Source organism: Spongiactinospora rosea (assembly GCF_003315795.1).
GTDB lineage: Bacteria > Actinomycetota > Actinomycetes > Streptosporangiales > Streptosporangiaceae > Spongiactinospora > Spongiactinospora rosea.
In genome coordinates, this window is the sequence record NZ_QMEY01000053.1 from 1 (window position 1) to 13260 (window position 13260).

The following is a 13260-nucleotide window of genomic DNA, read 5'->3' on the forward strand; positions in this document are numbered from 1 at the left end:
CATCATCGTGCCGTTCAGGCAACCCGCCGACGGCAACGTCCTCAGCGTCGGCAACCGCACCCGCAACGCCCTGCAGCGCGCGCTGCGCTGCCTGGGAGAACGCGGCTTCGCCCTCCTGACCGAACGCTGGACCGCTCTCCGGCACACCACACTCAGCCCCAGCCGGATCGGCGATCTCGTCCGCGCCGCCCTCGTCCTCGTCCATTTCGAACACCGCCGGATCAGCTGAAATTCAGTGAGAAAACGTCAATGTGTCGGTGACGTATAGGCGAAGGCCGTCCGCCGGTGCGGTAGAGCCGTGGTCTTTGAGGGTGGCGTGCAGGCGCAGTTCCGCCACAGCGTAAGGGCCGGCCTGCATCTCGAACCCGACCAGACGACTACCCACCATCTCCCGCAGACGGGGGCCTACCGCGCCGGTGCCTTCTTCCTCCCGGATCGCCGCGGCGGAGCGTTCCAGGACGTTGAGGAGGAATGTTCCGGTGCCCATCGCCGGGTCGACGACCACCACCTCGGGCGAGGCGAACCCGGAGGCGACGTCGAGGCGTTGTCTCACGATGTCCTCGGTGAGCCGGACCATGGCGGAGACGGCCTTGTTGGGGGTGTAGTACGAGCCGGTCCGCTCCCGCAGTTCGGGGTCGTAGATTTGCAGGAAGTCCTCATATAGCCGCAGGTAGGCGTCTCCCGAGCCGTTGTCGAGAAGGCTCCAGTCGACAGGGCTGATGATCCGCAGCAGCGTGGTAAGCGTCGTGGACAGGCCTTCCAAAGAGTCGCTGGTCAGGATGTCCAGGGCCTTGCCCATGAGGGAGTGCTTCTTGCCGAGCTTGGTGGCGATTCCGTGGATGGTTTCGCCCTCGAAGACGATGCCCTCCACGCGGGCCAGCAGAAGAGCGAATACGACGGTCTGCGCGTACTGATTAGCGAAATCCTCATCACTGTTCTCAGGGAAAAGCAGGCGCCGCCAGTCCTCGGCAAGCACCGTGAAGACTCGGGTCCGCTTACCGGCCTTCTCCAGTTTGATCGCCTGCTTCACCTCCTCGCAGAGCAGACGGCACAGACCGGCAATAGCTCGAACCAACTGACCGATGCTGCGGGGTGGCTGAGGCTTCCAAGTAAGGAAGTCTTGCAAGATACGAGCGAACCCGCTGTCTGCTGGGGCAAGCCGGTCGCCAGCGGTCCGGATGGAGCCGGACAGGCGAGCGATCTCTCCGATCCGCTGCCCGTTACGGTAGAGTCCCCATTCGTTGCCGTCGCTGTAGAGCACGTTCGGCAGGAGGCGGAGCTTTGCCCATTGCGCGGCGTTGCGGCCGACAAGTTTCTCCGGATCGGCCCCCAGGCCCGGCCTTTTGAGCTCGATGTGTCCGACTGCCGCTCCAGCGACCTCAACCGCATAGTCAGGACGCGCGTCGAGGTCGACAAGTGGGACTTCCCCTGTCAACGTGACGCTGAGGCCGAGGCCGCGACCAGCCACCTTCACGAGCGTCTCCAGAGGGCCACGCAGTTGGTCTTCGGGCCAGCCTGCCCCTCTGAGCTTGGGCTTTACCTCCGAACCGAACACGGATATCGCTTTTTCGATAGCACGTTCGTAACCCATGACTTTACGAGAAGGCACGCCGCGGTCCCCTCGATCCAAAGAAATGCCATCTTAGAGAAAATAGCAAAATTTTGCACTAGAAGTGGATCATGGCATCGGAAGTGATTAACGATAGAGGCATAAGAGAAAATTGTTAATTAATGGTGTAAATGTCCTATCTCCTAGGTGTGCATCGGAGTCAGCAAGGGTGCCCCTGTGAACCAGCGGAAGCTAAGACGCCTCCACCGTCATACGTCCGCATGTCAGCATGGACCACGCCTCTGGCTGGGGCTTCAAGCCGCCTTCGAACTCGAGGGGTACGGCTATGCGCCTGGCGTTATCCCACCCGCCTGCTATTCGGACGGCAGCCGCCGTGGCCGCGCCGTACGCCCCTGCCGTTCCGACCGGCCTGTGCGGGCGGCGGGGATCGGTGGCACGGGCGGGGCTGGGGGGTGATGAGGGCGGCGGTCTGCTCGGCCGCTGTGGCCGCGTCTTCGGGGTAGACGCTGGTGTAGGTGTCGCGGGTGAAGGTGGAGGACACGTGGCCGAGGGTCTCTTGGACAATTTTCAGTTCGACTCCGGCAGCGAGCCTCATGGAGGCGGCTCAGTGGCGCAGATCGTGCAGGCGGATCGGTGGCAGTCCTGGTTGTCCACGGCGATGACGCGGTCGCTAACGTCGGTTTTCGGTTTGCGTAGGATGGGTTGCCAGCCGAGTTGGGCGATTGCCGGTTGATCCCGATCGTCCTCGCTGATTCGTTGACCTCGCGCCAGTGCAGACCGGCCGCCTCACCCCGGCGGAGCCCGCGCAGGGCGATCAGCCGGTACAGGGCGTACAGCCGGTGGCGACGGACGTAGGTCAGGAAGGCTGCGGTCTGCTGCGGGTCACACCCTGACGGGGAGGGTCGGCAACCCCATATCCGGTGCCGGAAGCGATCCACCCGTGCCAGAGTGATTCACATGATCCCCGCACACGTCCCCGACGAGCCACCGCTCACCTACGCCGACAGCTTCGACGTACCGGTCCTCTTCCGTGACAGGCCTGTAAAGAAGCCCAGGAGGCAGTGGCGGACGGCTAAGCACAAGCCGTGGGCGGGATCGGGCGGGTTCCCGGCGACCGACGGCTGGTATGTCTCGACCACCACCTGGCGAGAGATCATCAAGGCCGCCATTGAGGTCGGCCGCGACGTCACCCCGCACTTGCAGAACCAGCCGCAGTATGCGCACGGGGAACTCGTCGCTCGGGTTTCCCCACTGTATGCCTATCTTGGCATGCACCCCGTCAAGCCTCAGCACCCCGTACGAGGCACCGCGGGCCGGCGCCTGACCCTGAACCCGGTGTACGCGTACAGTACCGAGCGCAGCGCGAAGAACGCAGCCGCCTACCGGCTGGGTATGACGATGACCGAGTGGGCCTGCCGCTCACTGCTGGGCCTTAGTCAAACCGAGCATCTCGAACTCGGTGGCCCGATCCCCGCACTGCTCAACACGTTCAAAAACCCGAAAAATAGACTGCCCGACCTGTGGGGGCAGCATCAGGCAGAGGGCCTGTACTGGCTGATCGAGGCCAAGGGGGGCGATGTGGGCCTCAGCAAGCTCCGCAAGGGGTGGGAGCAACTGGCCGCCGGCAGCAAGATTCTCGGCTCGTACGCCCACCGCACCCTCCTGGTAGGAGCGTCCGTGCGGCCCGGAGACGACCTCTTCCTCACCATCGACCACGACCTACACCTCGGACAGCCGCCGCTCACCCCAGCCGGATTCGGCATCGACCACGAGTCAGCGGTCCGACCAGGCAACCTCGAAGACCATCTCGGCGACAGCGACGACGCCCTCATCGGCGCGGCGCGCGCCCAAATGCTTACCTACCTGGCGCTGCGCTCCGCTCCTGCCTCACAACTGCGCACCGTGCCCATTCCCGCCGACCGCGCGTCGCGCCATCGGCGCTCCGGGCTGACCACGCCCCTGGAAGACGACGACCTCACCCGCGCCATGCGGGCTGAGGCCCGCAGAGCAGCGAACTACTACACCGACCGGTACACCCTGCGCGCCAGGATTCGTTCCATGGGCCTCGACGACTTCCTCACCTGCCGCATCCTCGGAACTGAGGCTCACCTCGGCATGTCTCGGAGGCTGTTCGCCGCCTGTGAGCGCCTCCACGAGGAGGACCTCGCGATTGCCCAGCGCACCCCGGAGCTGCGCGCCGAGGACCGGCTGGCCGATGATCCGGAACTCGGTGACGACGCCCAGGAAAAACAGCGACTTACCCAGCGGCGGACCTTCCGCGAGCGGCAGGAGGAAGCTCGCCCCCGGCTGCGCCCCCTGCTCCGCCACGCTTATGCTCGGGGAGGGACAAGCGACTGGAGTGATCTGTTGCGCCGTCCTGAGGAGCCAGAACTAGATCTGGCAGGCGACGAGGGGCTCCTCGAGGCGGCGACGCCGGAGACGTACCTGGCCGTCAGCCGCTACAACCTGCCCCCAGCAGGCGCCTATCTTTAGGGCTCGCATTCGATCAGGGTGACCTCGAGTCATGTGTCCCAAGTACGGGGAAGCTCCGGGGTGAGGTGGTCGGTGCTGTCGCGCTGGGTCCCGACCGGGCCACCAGGGCGCCGAGGACATTAAGGCCATGATGGCCGAATACACCTCCACTGGAACCGCCCTGACGATGCTGGAAGATTACGACATCGCCAAGCGGACCGCCGACGGCTGGTCGCCCGACGACTCGCTTGTCACGGTGGCAACCGGAGCGCAGCCAGGCGAGCCGGATACAGCCAGTTCTGGTCTCGATGGATGCCGAAAATGCGGGGTCCGCTGGAGTAGGCCGTCGCCGTGGTGGGAGTGGAGAAGGTCTTCGCCCGCGACGCCGCCGGGAGCCGAGCCGCCGACGGCTCAGATATCCTCCCCTGGAGTCTGCTGCTGCACCGGGCCTCGGGCCGTCGTCTGGTCGGGATCGTGCGCACCATAGGGCAGCAACCGCTCAATGACCCCATGCTGAGCACCGCTGCACGGCTCGCTGGGGACACAAGTCACACGTTCGCGATCCGCGACTTGGTGCACCTCATTAGCGTCGATGCGGTCGCGGGCACGGGAGGCCAAGTCCTTGTGGGTGCTTCTGTGCCGAACTCGCGCAGGAACTCCGCCCAGTGCGGCGAACGCGCCAACTGCGGGGACCGGTCCCCATACAATCGATATCGAATTGGACTGTGGGCCACAAGGCTTTAAGACCAATGAGGTGCCGTAATGGTGACGACGTGGACGCAGGAACTGCTCGACGAGGCGCACTCACTGACGCAGGCGAGCAATTACCGGTCAGCTCTGAGCAAGCTGCTGGTGATCCTTGACGTTTATCCGGATCAGCCGGAGGCCCTGAAGCTGGCCAGTAGCCTGGTCCGCCTTGGTTCCGGGCGCATAACGGATGCGGGGCCCGACGAGGCACTGGAACCGCAGCACCTATTCGACAACCGTCTCAACCCGATCTTCTGCGCATGCGATGCACCAGGGTGCGAAGCTTCCTGGGTGAGCGCTCACCACATGTTGGAGGGCTCTGCTGGGGCGATGATCCACAATCCGCTTGGTGCTCGTTGCGAGTCCTGCGAGGTCACCCTCTGCCGGAGGCATCTGCCAGCCGAGAGGTCCGACGGTGTCCTCAACTGCCCGCGCTGCGGCCGTCCACTGGACGCAGCACCTCCACCGAACGGCCGGCAGCGAACCAACCAGACCCCACACCTGAACAAGCGACTGGTGCACGTGATTGTGCTGGTGGAGGGAAGGCGGCCACCGTCGGTTGAGTTTATGACCGGGTTGTGTAAAAACGTCATGCCTGACGTGTTCGAGGATAGCCCTCGCATCAACGGCTGCAATAAGCGGAAGTTCAAGGGAGACGGATACGACCTTGGCCTGATGTTCGGGCTAGTGGCGGACGAGGCATACCGCACAGACAACTATGACATCCAGATCTATCCCGGCCGGCAGGCCGGATGGCGGGGACAGCGTTGGGTGATCGTCAAGATCTTCGAGAACCGGCCCAAGCATGTCGATCCGGACAACCCCGCAACACGCGCTTGACCGGAGCACACCACTAGCTTGATCTTTAACCTTGGTGGCTGGTGAGGCCGCGCCAGATTTCTCAACAAGACAGCCCTTGGGTGATCATTCTTCTTGTCGAGGGAAGAAGATCCATAACCAAGGGCTGTCGTGGTGACCAGTGTGCCTGATCTATGTCCGGTTGATGCATGGGGGGAGCTGACGCGGTTCCGGGCTGAGTTCTACGGCTGTCTGACCGCGCGGGCCGATGCGACGTTCGAGCTGGCCGAGGCGGTGTTATGCAGCGATGGACCCGTGCGTTCGCTGGTGGAGTTGTCCCTGGTCGGTGAGCACCGTCGAGGTCATGGGTCGCTGTATGCGGCGTTGGATCGGGGCCGGCTCGACGTGGGGCGGCTGCGTCGGGCGTTGAGCACAGTGTCCCTGCCCAGAGCGGCAGACGGGCGGTTGGTGCTGGCGGTGGATGTGACGTGCTGGTTGCGGCCGGACGCGCACACCTCGCCGGAACGGATCTTGTGCCACACCTATGGGCGGGGCAAGGACCAGCACATCATGATCCCGGGCTGGCCGTACTCGTTCGTGGTGGCGTTGGAGACGGGCCGCAGCTCGTGGACGGCGCCGCTGGATGCGCTTCGGCTGGCGCCGGGGGATGATCTGGCCGTGGTGACCGCCGCCCAGCTGCGCGAGGTGGTCGAGCGGCTCATGGCGGCCGGGCATTGGCAGTGCGGTGACCCCGACATCCTGATCGTGGCCGATGCGGGTTATGACGGGCCGCGCTTGGCATGGTTGTTGCGTGATCTGCCCATCCAGATCCTGGCCAGGATGCGTTCGGATCGGGTGCTGCGCCGGGCGGCCCCGGCGCGGGTGCCGGGGACCAATGGTCGGCCGCCGCGTCATGGGGGCGAGTTCGTCTTCGGTGACCGGGGCAGTTGGGGTGAGCCTGACGTGGCCACCGAGGCTGAGACCCGCTTGTACGGGCGCGCCGCCGCCTGGGCTTGGGATCGGCTGCACCCGCGGTTGACCCGCCGTGCGGCCTGGGCGGATTCGGCTGAGCTGCCGATGATCGAGGGCACTGTGATCCGTCTGGAGGTGGACCATCTAACTTTAATCTGTAGGTTCAGGGTTCGAGCCCCTGGCGCCCCACCACTCCGACCTGCGGCTTTGCCGCATACGGGCAGGTTTGTTGCTGATAGTGGGTCACGTGTGAGTCATACGTGGGTCACGATGAGCAGGCGGCTGGTGTGCGGGTCTTTCGTGCGGTTCTGCGTGCTTGGGCGATCACCAGTTGCGCGGTCGCTGTCGCGGTGTGGTGGTAGGTTTCGGGCAAGACCGAAGTGTAGGTGTCGGCGGTCACCACGATGCTTGAGTGGCCGAGAGTGTGTTGGACCACCTTCAGATTCGTACCGGCGGCCAGAGCAAGGGTGGCCGCGCCGTGGCGGAGATCGTGCAGCCGGATCGGCGGCAGTCCGCTGGCCCTCACGAGGGCATGGAAGCGGGTTGTGAGGTGGTCGGGGCGGAGCCAGTTCCCGTCGGGAGCGGCGAACACGGGACTTGTCTCACTCCAGCGGCTGCCCAGCCGTTGACGTTCCTTACGCTCGTGGCGGCGCAGCAAGCGGCTGGTCTCGGTATCCAGGGCGATGGTCCGATGGCTGGCATCGCTCTTGGGTGGGCAGGTGATGAGGCTCTGGCCGGTGTGCATCAGTTGCTGGGTCACGGTGAGTTCGTGCCGGTCCAGGTCGAGGTCTACCCAGCGCAGAGCCGCAGCTTCGCCACGGCGCAGTCCGCGTAGGGCGATAAGCCACCACATCGGATAGAGGCGGTCTGAGCGTACGAAGTCCAGGAACGCGGCCAAGTGCTGGGTGGTCCATACGGCTACGGCGGGGCGCTCTCCACTGCGTTGCCAGGCTGCGATCCTGCGGTCGGTCCATACCACCGGGTAGGGGCGGCGCGGTGAGGGCAGCCGGACGAGCCGGGCCGGATTGGCTTGGAGGAGGCCTTCGCGGATGGCGGCGTTCAGCGCGGCTCGTAGAGTCGCCCGGATGCGGTGCAGGGTAGAGGCGGCGATCGGTTCCCCGTAACGGGTACGGCGTTTCGCGAGCGCGCTGAACATCCGTGCCACGTCCCGCTGAGCTTGCCCAGGTCGATGCGGCCGAGGTGCGGGATGAGATGCAGTCGTACGTGATCGGCGTAGCACTTGCGGGTGTTGGGGCGCAGCCCCTGGTGCGTTTCCAGCCAGTGGTTCAGCCATCGCGCGACGGTATAGCCGTTTCCGGCCGCCTGCTCGGCGCTGATCGGGATCATATCCCGCCACGCTTGCCGAGCCTCGTTCGCAGTGGCGTAGCCGCCACGCCGGAGGCGTTCGCGTCGTCCGCTGAGCCCGTCGACTTGGGCGGCGAAGTACCATCTGCCGTGCTCCTGGTCGGCCAGGCGGTCACACCGCCGGCCGAGCTGCCTGCCGGTGGCTTCATCGATGCATCCGCACCGCTTGTAGACCACGCAGTGATCATTTCGAAGTCGCATTGCTTCGCCCCCTTATACGGTCCTTCCAGGGGCCATACCCGTGAGCACGATGACATTACTTTTTGGTGACTAAGCGAGGCGGAGGTCCTCGCTCCGACATGGTCCTCAGGCGGCAGTTGCCACTCACAGAAAGATTGTGAAGAGAAGATCGCAAGTAAAGTGTCAGAGCCAGGATGCGTGTCGTTGGTAGCCGTGAGGTGTTGCCTTTGCCGGGCCTCAGCCGGGGATCTCTGTCAACGGCGCTCAAATTTTTCACATGTCGCCGACATACCTCGGCCACCAGCTCGCCGCCGAGGTGGTGATGGACCTGGGATCGCGATTGGTGCCATCATCCGGCTCTGATTCCTCTCTATGGCCGATCGGCGCTGCCGTACCTGCTCCAACGGTCGGCCGAGTCTTCCTCAAGCGTCACACTCAAATGATCAGGATCAGGATCTGGATGTGACGTTCTCCCGAGGAAGCACGCAAGAGTACGGGACGGGAAGCACACTAGGCCGCAGCCGACGTTGCGCCGACCTTCGGCGGGGGTATAGTAGTCACAAGTTCACCATTTATGGCGTTTTCTTGCGCGGAACCAGTCTCGCTGGCATTTCCCGTGGCGGCTCCGCGTGGAAGGCGTATGCCCGCTCCAGTTCGCGCCGCCAGACATAATTTAGAGCTATGTCAGTCTGCGGGACCTCGTAGCCGAGTTCGGCGAGGACCTGGCGAAAATCCGGTCTTGTATCGCCGTTTGGCGAAGCGACGAGAGCAGACAACATCGGCCCGTTCCCGCCTGATTCCTTATCAATCATTATCAGGGCACCCGTGCATAACCGTTCGGTCACCCCAGCCTGTTCCGCCAAGTCCTTCAGGCTGATGGTCGTCTGGGAGCGGGCGGTTTTCGTCAAGATAGCGCTCAGGTAATCGCTCAGTCCGTGTGCGGCAGCCTTGAGCCTCTGGCCTGATGGGGCGGTTGGCGGTGAGATGGCAAGACTGTCGCCAGCCGGGACGGCTGCGAGCCACCGGGAGGTCAGGCCGATTTGTCTCTTCTCATAGGAAGACGCATGAGAGCCCAGTTCCTTGAGTAGGGATAGGCCCTCGTTGTATAGTGTGCGCACCTCATCTACTTGCTCTGCTACCTCTGCCTTCCTGAGGCGGTCTATTATGGCGTAGAGTCGGTAACGCTGTTTCGATCGCACTTGATTTTGTGTTCGCTCAAGCCAGGACTCGTGTCCACGCAAGTTCGCGGTCTCCACGGTGAATCTTGGGTTGCTCGTTGAGACGCGTACTAAAGTCTTGCGGAGTGACGAGATCGCGCGCTGTGCTTCTGGTAGATCCCCTTCCGCCCTGGCCTGAGCAACTTGGTTAATGAGTAGGGCGCATTCCTCGCGGACCTCCTGCTCTATCCTTGCTCGCGCCTCATCCTTTGCAGCCGCCCAGCGGCGAAGTTCTCCGATCGCGTCCTGTTCCTTTTTGAAATCGCGATGGGTTAACACGTTGAGAAGATCTGCATTATCTGTTAATGTTTGGATGATGAGTTCGTAATCTCCTGCCTTCCTTGCTCTGCGCATATCTTGAATGAGCGAGCTCAGCTTGTGTCGAATGAGTGGAGGTGTAGTGGCCGGCTGGCGCAGTCTCAACGGAGACGCGCTTGTCTGTTCGGCTGGCCGGATAGGAAGCAATCCTGGACTGAAAATCGTCCAGATGCGTGGAGAATGGCCAGGGTTGCTCGTAACCTCTACAGAGGCTGGCTCTCGAAGGGAATACGGCTCGCCCACCACGAGCTTGGCAGGAGCTGGCAGCATGATCCACGCATGCATAGGTTCGCTTTCGGCGACACGGACGGTGGCGGCGGCGACATGAAATCCATCGGCACCTTCTGCCGGTCGAGTGCTGTGCTCACTAGGGTAGATCACTATTTTCTTGGCCGTCAGCGGTAGGCCTGGATATTGCACAACTTCAGGTACCTTCCGCCCTGCGATCCGACGCATCCTGCGGAGGGGTGGTGTGACGATCCCCTGCTCATTGATCTCACACTCCTCCAGGCGAGACCACTCAAGGTCACCTTCACGTGTTTCTGTGCCAACCCTGACGACACGGGTACTGCCTTCATGTTCACATCGAATACGCAGCGCATACCCGTTGCGATCGAGTAGATACTCCGTGGCCTCTGCTGCATAAGGGCCGATGACCCAGTCGACTTGGCCAAGGCGGGAGCGAAGTTCTTCATCCTTTTTCGTCCAGGCGTCGCGCGACAGGTGCATGAACTGGACTTTGATCGCAGCACGGCCTTGGCTTGCGTTGACCAGCAGGTCAGTACATTGGCCGTTCACCATGGTGCCCTGGAACCGTTGCGGGCTTGCGGATTTTCCCAGATGATGAGTCAATCCACGATGAATGTAGAGATGGTCGGCGCTGTCGGTGCCGACGTGGCGGCGCTCACACCTCGGAGCTATCCCTCTGGTATCAGGGTGATGTGCGAAATGGCAGACACGGTCGCCATAGAGCTTGTGCATGAGCTCCCAGCCGCACCCGCCAAGGTGTATCCCGCAGAAGAACCGCTTGCCTCGATAACGCGAAAGGTAGAGCACAGCCTCCCGGCGATCCGTTGGGAGGGAAATGGGGTGATCGGAATCGGGTCGTCCGAGTACTGCCGTCTGGACCCGACGGGTGTCTTGAACCATGAGATCCCAAGATGTTTCACGTCGTTATAACCGGGCCCCCAACCCTCCCCTACCAAGCTACCAAGCTTCGGAACGGATGTCGTGTTCTCACCGTTGCTTCGTAGTGCGGCGGGGTAGTTGAAGCGTGCGAGCAGGCGCTTGATGCTTGCACGAAGCCTGGCACGGACCCTCTCCCGAGGGATCCAGTCCTTCTTCAGGCTTGCCTTCGCCTAGTGTCATGCGCCGGAAATTTCGGCTGTTAGTACGTATGCTGTTTTTATGTCGCATCGAGGTCCACGAGCTGTCGAGGTCGTGCTCTCTGAAGAGGAGCGCATCGAGTTATCGCGTCAGGCGGCGGGCGGGGTGGGCGCCCGGGTGGCTGAGCGTGCCCAGATCGTCCTGTCCTGTGCGGGTGGTGCGTCAAGTACTCGGGTGGCGGCCGACCTGGGTGTGAACGTGGCGACGGTCCGCAAGTGGCGTTCACGGTTTGCGGCCGACCGGCTGGCGGGCCTGGTGGATGAGCCGCGGCCGGGCCGACGCAAGGCGGACTTGGTCTTGTCCGAGGCCGAGCAGGCGCAGTTGATGCGCTTAGCCCGACGGTCGAAGACCGCGCAGTTCCTCGCGTTGCGCGCCAGGATCGTGCTGCGCTGCGCCGAGGGCGGCACGAACAGTCAGGTCGCTGCCGAACTCGGTATCGCGCCGGGGACGGTCAGCCGCTGGCGGGCGAGGTTCATCGCCAAGCGCCTGGACGGCTTGCAGGACGAACCGCGGCCCGGTCGGCCGCCCTCGATCCTGCTCGACCAGGTCGAGGACGTCATCATCGCCACGCTGGAGTCCAGTCCGGGCAGGGACACCCACTGGTCGCGTGCCTCGATGGCCAAGCGCACCGGCCTGTCGAAGTCCACCATCGGCCGGATCTGGAAGAAGTTCGACCTCAAGCCGCATTTGCAGGACACGTTCAAGTTGTCCACTGATCCGCTGTTCGTGGACAAGGTCGTCGATGTTGTCGGGCTGTACCACAACCCGCCCGAGAAGGCGGTGGTGCTGTGCGTGGACGAGAAGAGCCAGATCCAGGCACTGGACCGCTCTCAGCCGGTGCTGCCGATGATGCCCGGCATGCCCGAGCGGCGCACTCACGATTATCTGCGGCACGGCATCACCAGCCTGTTCGCCGCGTTCAACATCGCCGACGGGACCGTGATCGGCCAGCTGCACCGCCGCCACCGGGCGATCGAGTTCAAGAAGTTCCTGACCTCCATCGACAAGGCGGTGCCAGCCGGGCTCGATGTGCACCTCGTGTGCGACAACTACGCCACTCACAACACCTCCGAGATCAAGGCGTGGCTGGGCGCACACCCCCGGTTCCACGTCCACTTCACCCCGACCGGCTCCTCCTGGCTCAACCAGGTCGAGCGGTGGTTCGGCCTGCTGACCGACAAGCTGATCCGCCGCGGCGTCCACACCTCTGTGAAGGCTCTCGAGAACGACATCAAGGCATGGATCGATACCTGGAACGACGACCCGCGGCCGTTCACCTGGACCAAGACCGCCGACGAGATACTCAAGTCCCTCGCTGACTACCTCGGCAAGATCAATCCGCTAGCCATCCAAAACCAGCAGCGCACTTAAGCTCAAAACTTCCGGCGCATGACACTAGTGTCATGCGCCAGAAATCCGTCGTAGATATTTAGCGAGGGATTCGAGGATCTCCTCGGCGGTCTTCTTCCACACGAACGGGCGCGGGTTGTCGTTCCACTGGTCGATCCAGGCGCGGATGTCCTTCTCCAGAGCTTGGACGCTCTTGTGCACTCCGCGCCTGATCATCTGATCGGTCAGGAAGCCGAACCACCGCTCCACCTGGTTGATCCATGAGGACCCGGTCGGAGTGAAGTGCATGTGGAAACGGGGATGACCGGCCAGCCACGCCCTGATCGCCGGGGTCTTGTGCGTGCCGTAGTTGTCGCAGACCAGATGGACCTCCAGCCCGGCCGGCACGGTCTTGTCGATCGTGACCAGGAACTTCTTGAACTCGGCGGCACGGTGCCGGCGATGCAGTTCGCCGATGACCCTGCCGTCGGCGACGTTGAAAGCGGCGAACAGGCTGGTGATCCCGTTGCGGACGTAATCGTGGGTACGCCGCTCGGGCATGCCCGGCATCATCGGCAGCACCGGCTGCGACCGGTCCAGGGCCTGGATCTGTGATTTCTCATCCACGCACAGCACCACGGCCCGCTCGGGCGGGTTGTGGTACAGCCCGACAACGTCGACAACCTTCTCTATGAACAGTGGATCGGCAGACAGTTTGAACGTGTCGGCCTGGTGGGGTCTGAGCCCGAAATCCCGCCAGATCCGCCCGATCGTCGATCTGCTCAGCCCGCTGCGGGCGGCCATCGAGGTGCGCGACCAGTGCGTGGCGTTCTTCGGCGTCTGCTCCAGTGTCGCCACCACCACCTGCTCGACCTGGTCCACGGTGATCGACGGCGGACGGCCGGG

General features: G+C 63.4%; 11 protein-coding genes and 2 pseudogenes. 6 read left to right on the forward strand and 7 right to left on the reverse strand.

Annotation, left to right across the window (positions count from 1 at the left end; all coding sequences use genetic code 11):
• A pseudogene (locus DP939_RS44595) lies at nt 1-229 on the forward strand (IS5/IS1182 family transposase); the annotation flags it as partial.
• Nucleotides 230-232: 3 nt separating this feature from the next.
• Here DP939_RS44595 and DP939_RS44600 read toward each other — a convergent pair.
• The gene (locus DP939_RS44600) at nt 233-1591 is read right to left on the reverse strand and encodes an N-6 DNA methylase (RefSeq protein WP_113986895.1); all 1359 of its coding nucleotides are present in this window, start codon (nt 1589-1591) and stop codon (nt 233-235) included.
• Nucleotides 1592-1907: 316 nt separating this feature from the next.
• Complete coding sequence (locus tag DP939_RS45835) at nt 1908-2111, reverse strand: hypothetical protein (RefSeq protein ID WP_147268420.1); 204 nt, start codon at nt 2109-2111, stop codon at nt 1908-1910.
• Between the two features lie 416 nt (nt 2112-2527).
• Between DP939_RS45835 and DP939_RS44610 the strand changes: the two genes are divergently transcribed.
• From DP939_RS44610 to DP939_RS49590, 3 genes and pseudogenes are all read left to right on the forward strand, one after another.
• Nucleotides 2528-4063, forward strand: a complete 1536-nt coding sequence (locus tag DP939_RS44610) for a hypothetical protein (protein WP_199565842.1) — start codon at nt 2528-2530, stop codon at nt 4061-4063.
• A gap of 741 nt (nt 4064-4804) precedes the next feature.
• Complete coding sequence (locus DP939_RS45840) at nt 4805-5629, forward strand: hypothetical protein (RefSeq protein ID WP_147268421.1); 825 nt, start codon at nt 4805-4807, stop codon at nt 5627-5629.
• A gap of 141 nt (nt 5630-5770) precedes the next feature.
• A pseudogene (locus tag DP939_RS49590) lies at nt 5771-6607 on the forward strand (transposase); the annotation flags it as partial.
• Between the two features lie 217 nt (nt 6608-6824).
• On the opposite strand, the gene DP939_RS48510 reads toward DP939_RS49590, so the two are convergent.
• Nucleotides 6825-7715, reverse strand: a complete 891-nt coding sequence (locus tag DP939_RS48510; protein ID WP_113986899.1) for a site-specific integrase — start codon at nt 7713-7715, stop codon at nt 6825-6827.
• The gene (locus DP939_RS49595) at nt 7619-7849 is read right to left on the reverse strand and encodes a hypothetical protein (protein WP_225878941.1); all 231 of its coding nucleotides are present in this window, start codon (nt 7847-7849) and stop codon (nt 7619-7621) included. The genes DP939_RS48510 and DP939_RS49595 overlap by 97 nt, the downstream gene beginning before the upstream one ends.
• Here DP939_RS49595 and DP939_RS48520 point away from each other — a divergent pair.
• The gene (locus DP939_RS48520) at nt 7772-8194 is read left to right on the forward strand and encodes a hypothetical protein (protein ID WP_225878942.1); all 423 of its coding nucleotides are present in this window, start codon (nt 7772-7774) and stop codon (nt 8192-8194) included. The two genes, DP939_RS49595 and DP939_RS48520, sit on opposite strands and share 78 nt — an antisense overlap.
• A gap of 482 nt (nt 8195-8676) precedes the next feature.
• On the opposite strand, the gene DP939_RS45845 is transcribed toward DP939_RS48520, so the two are convergent.
• Nucleotides 8677-10620 (reverse strand): hypothetical protein, encoded by a 1944-nt coding sequence (locus DP939_RS45845; RefSeq protein ID WP_147268422.1) that lies wholly within the window; start codon nt 10618-10620, stop codon nt 8677-8679.
• Nucleotides 10557-10985, reverse strand: a complete 429-nt coding sequence (locus DP939_RS49600) for a type I restriction enzyme endonuclease domain-containing protein (protein ID WP_113986902.1) — start codon at nt 10983-10985, stop codon at nt 10557-10559. The genes DP939_RS45845 and DP939_RS49600 overlap by 64 nt, the downstream gene beginning before the upstream one ends.
• 61 nt (nt 10986-11046) lie before the next feature.
• On the opposite strand from DP939_RS49600, the gene DP939_RS44640 reads away from it, so the two are divergent.
• Nucleotides 11047-12396, forward strand: coding sequence for an IS630 family transposase (locus tag DP939_RS44640; protein ID WP_113986901.1), 1350 nt, complete (start codon nt 11047-11049; stop codon nt 12394-12396).
• Nucleotides 12397-12426: 30 nt separating this feature from the next.
• Here DP939_RS44640 and DP939_RS44645 read toward each other — a convergent pair.
• A partial coding sequence (locus DP939_RS44645; protein ID WP_113986903.1) for an IS630 family transposase occupies nt 12427-13260 on the reverse strand: 834 nt, incomplete at its 5' end.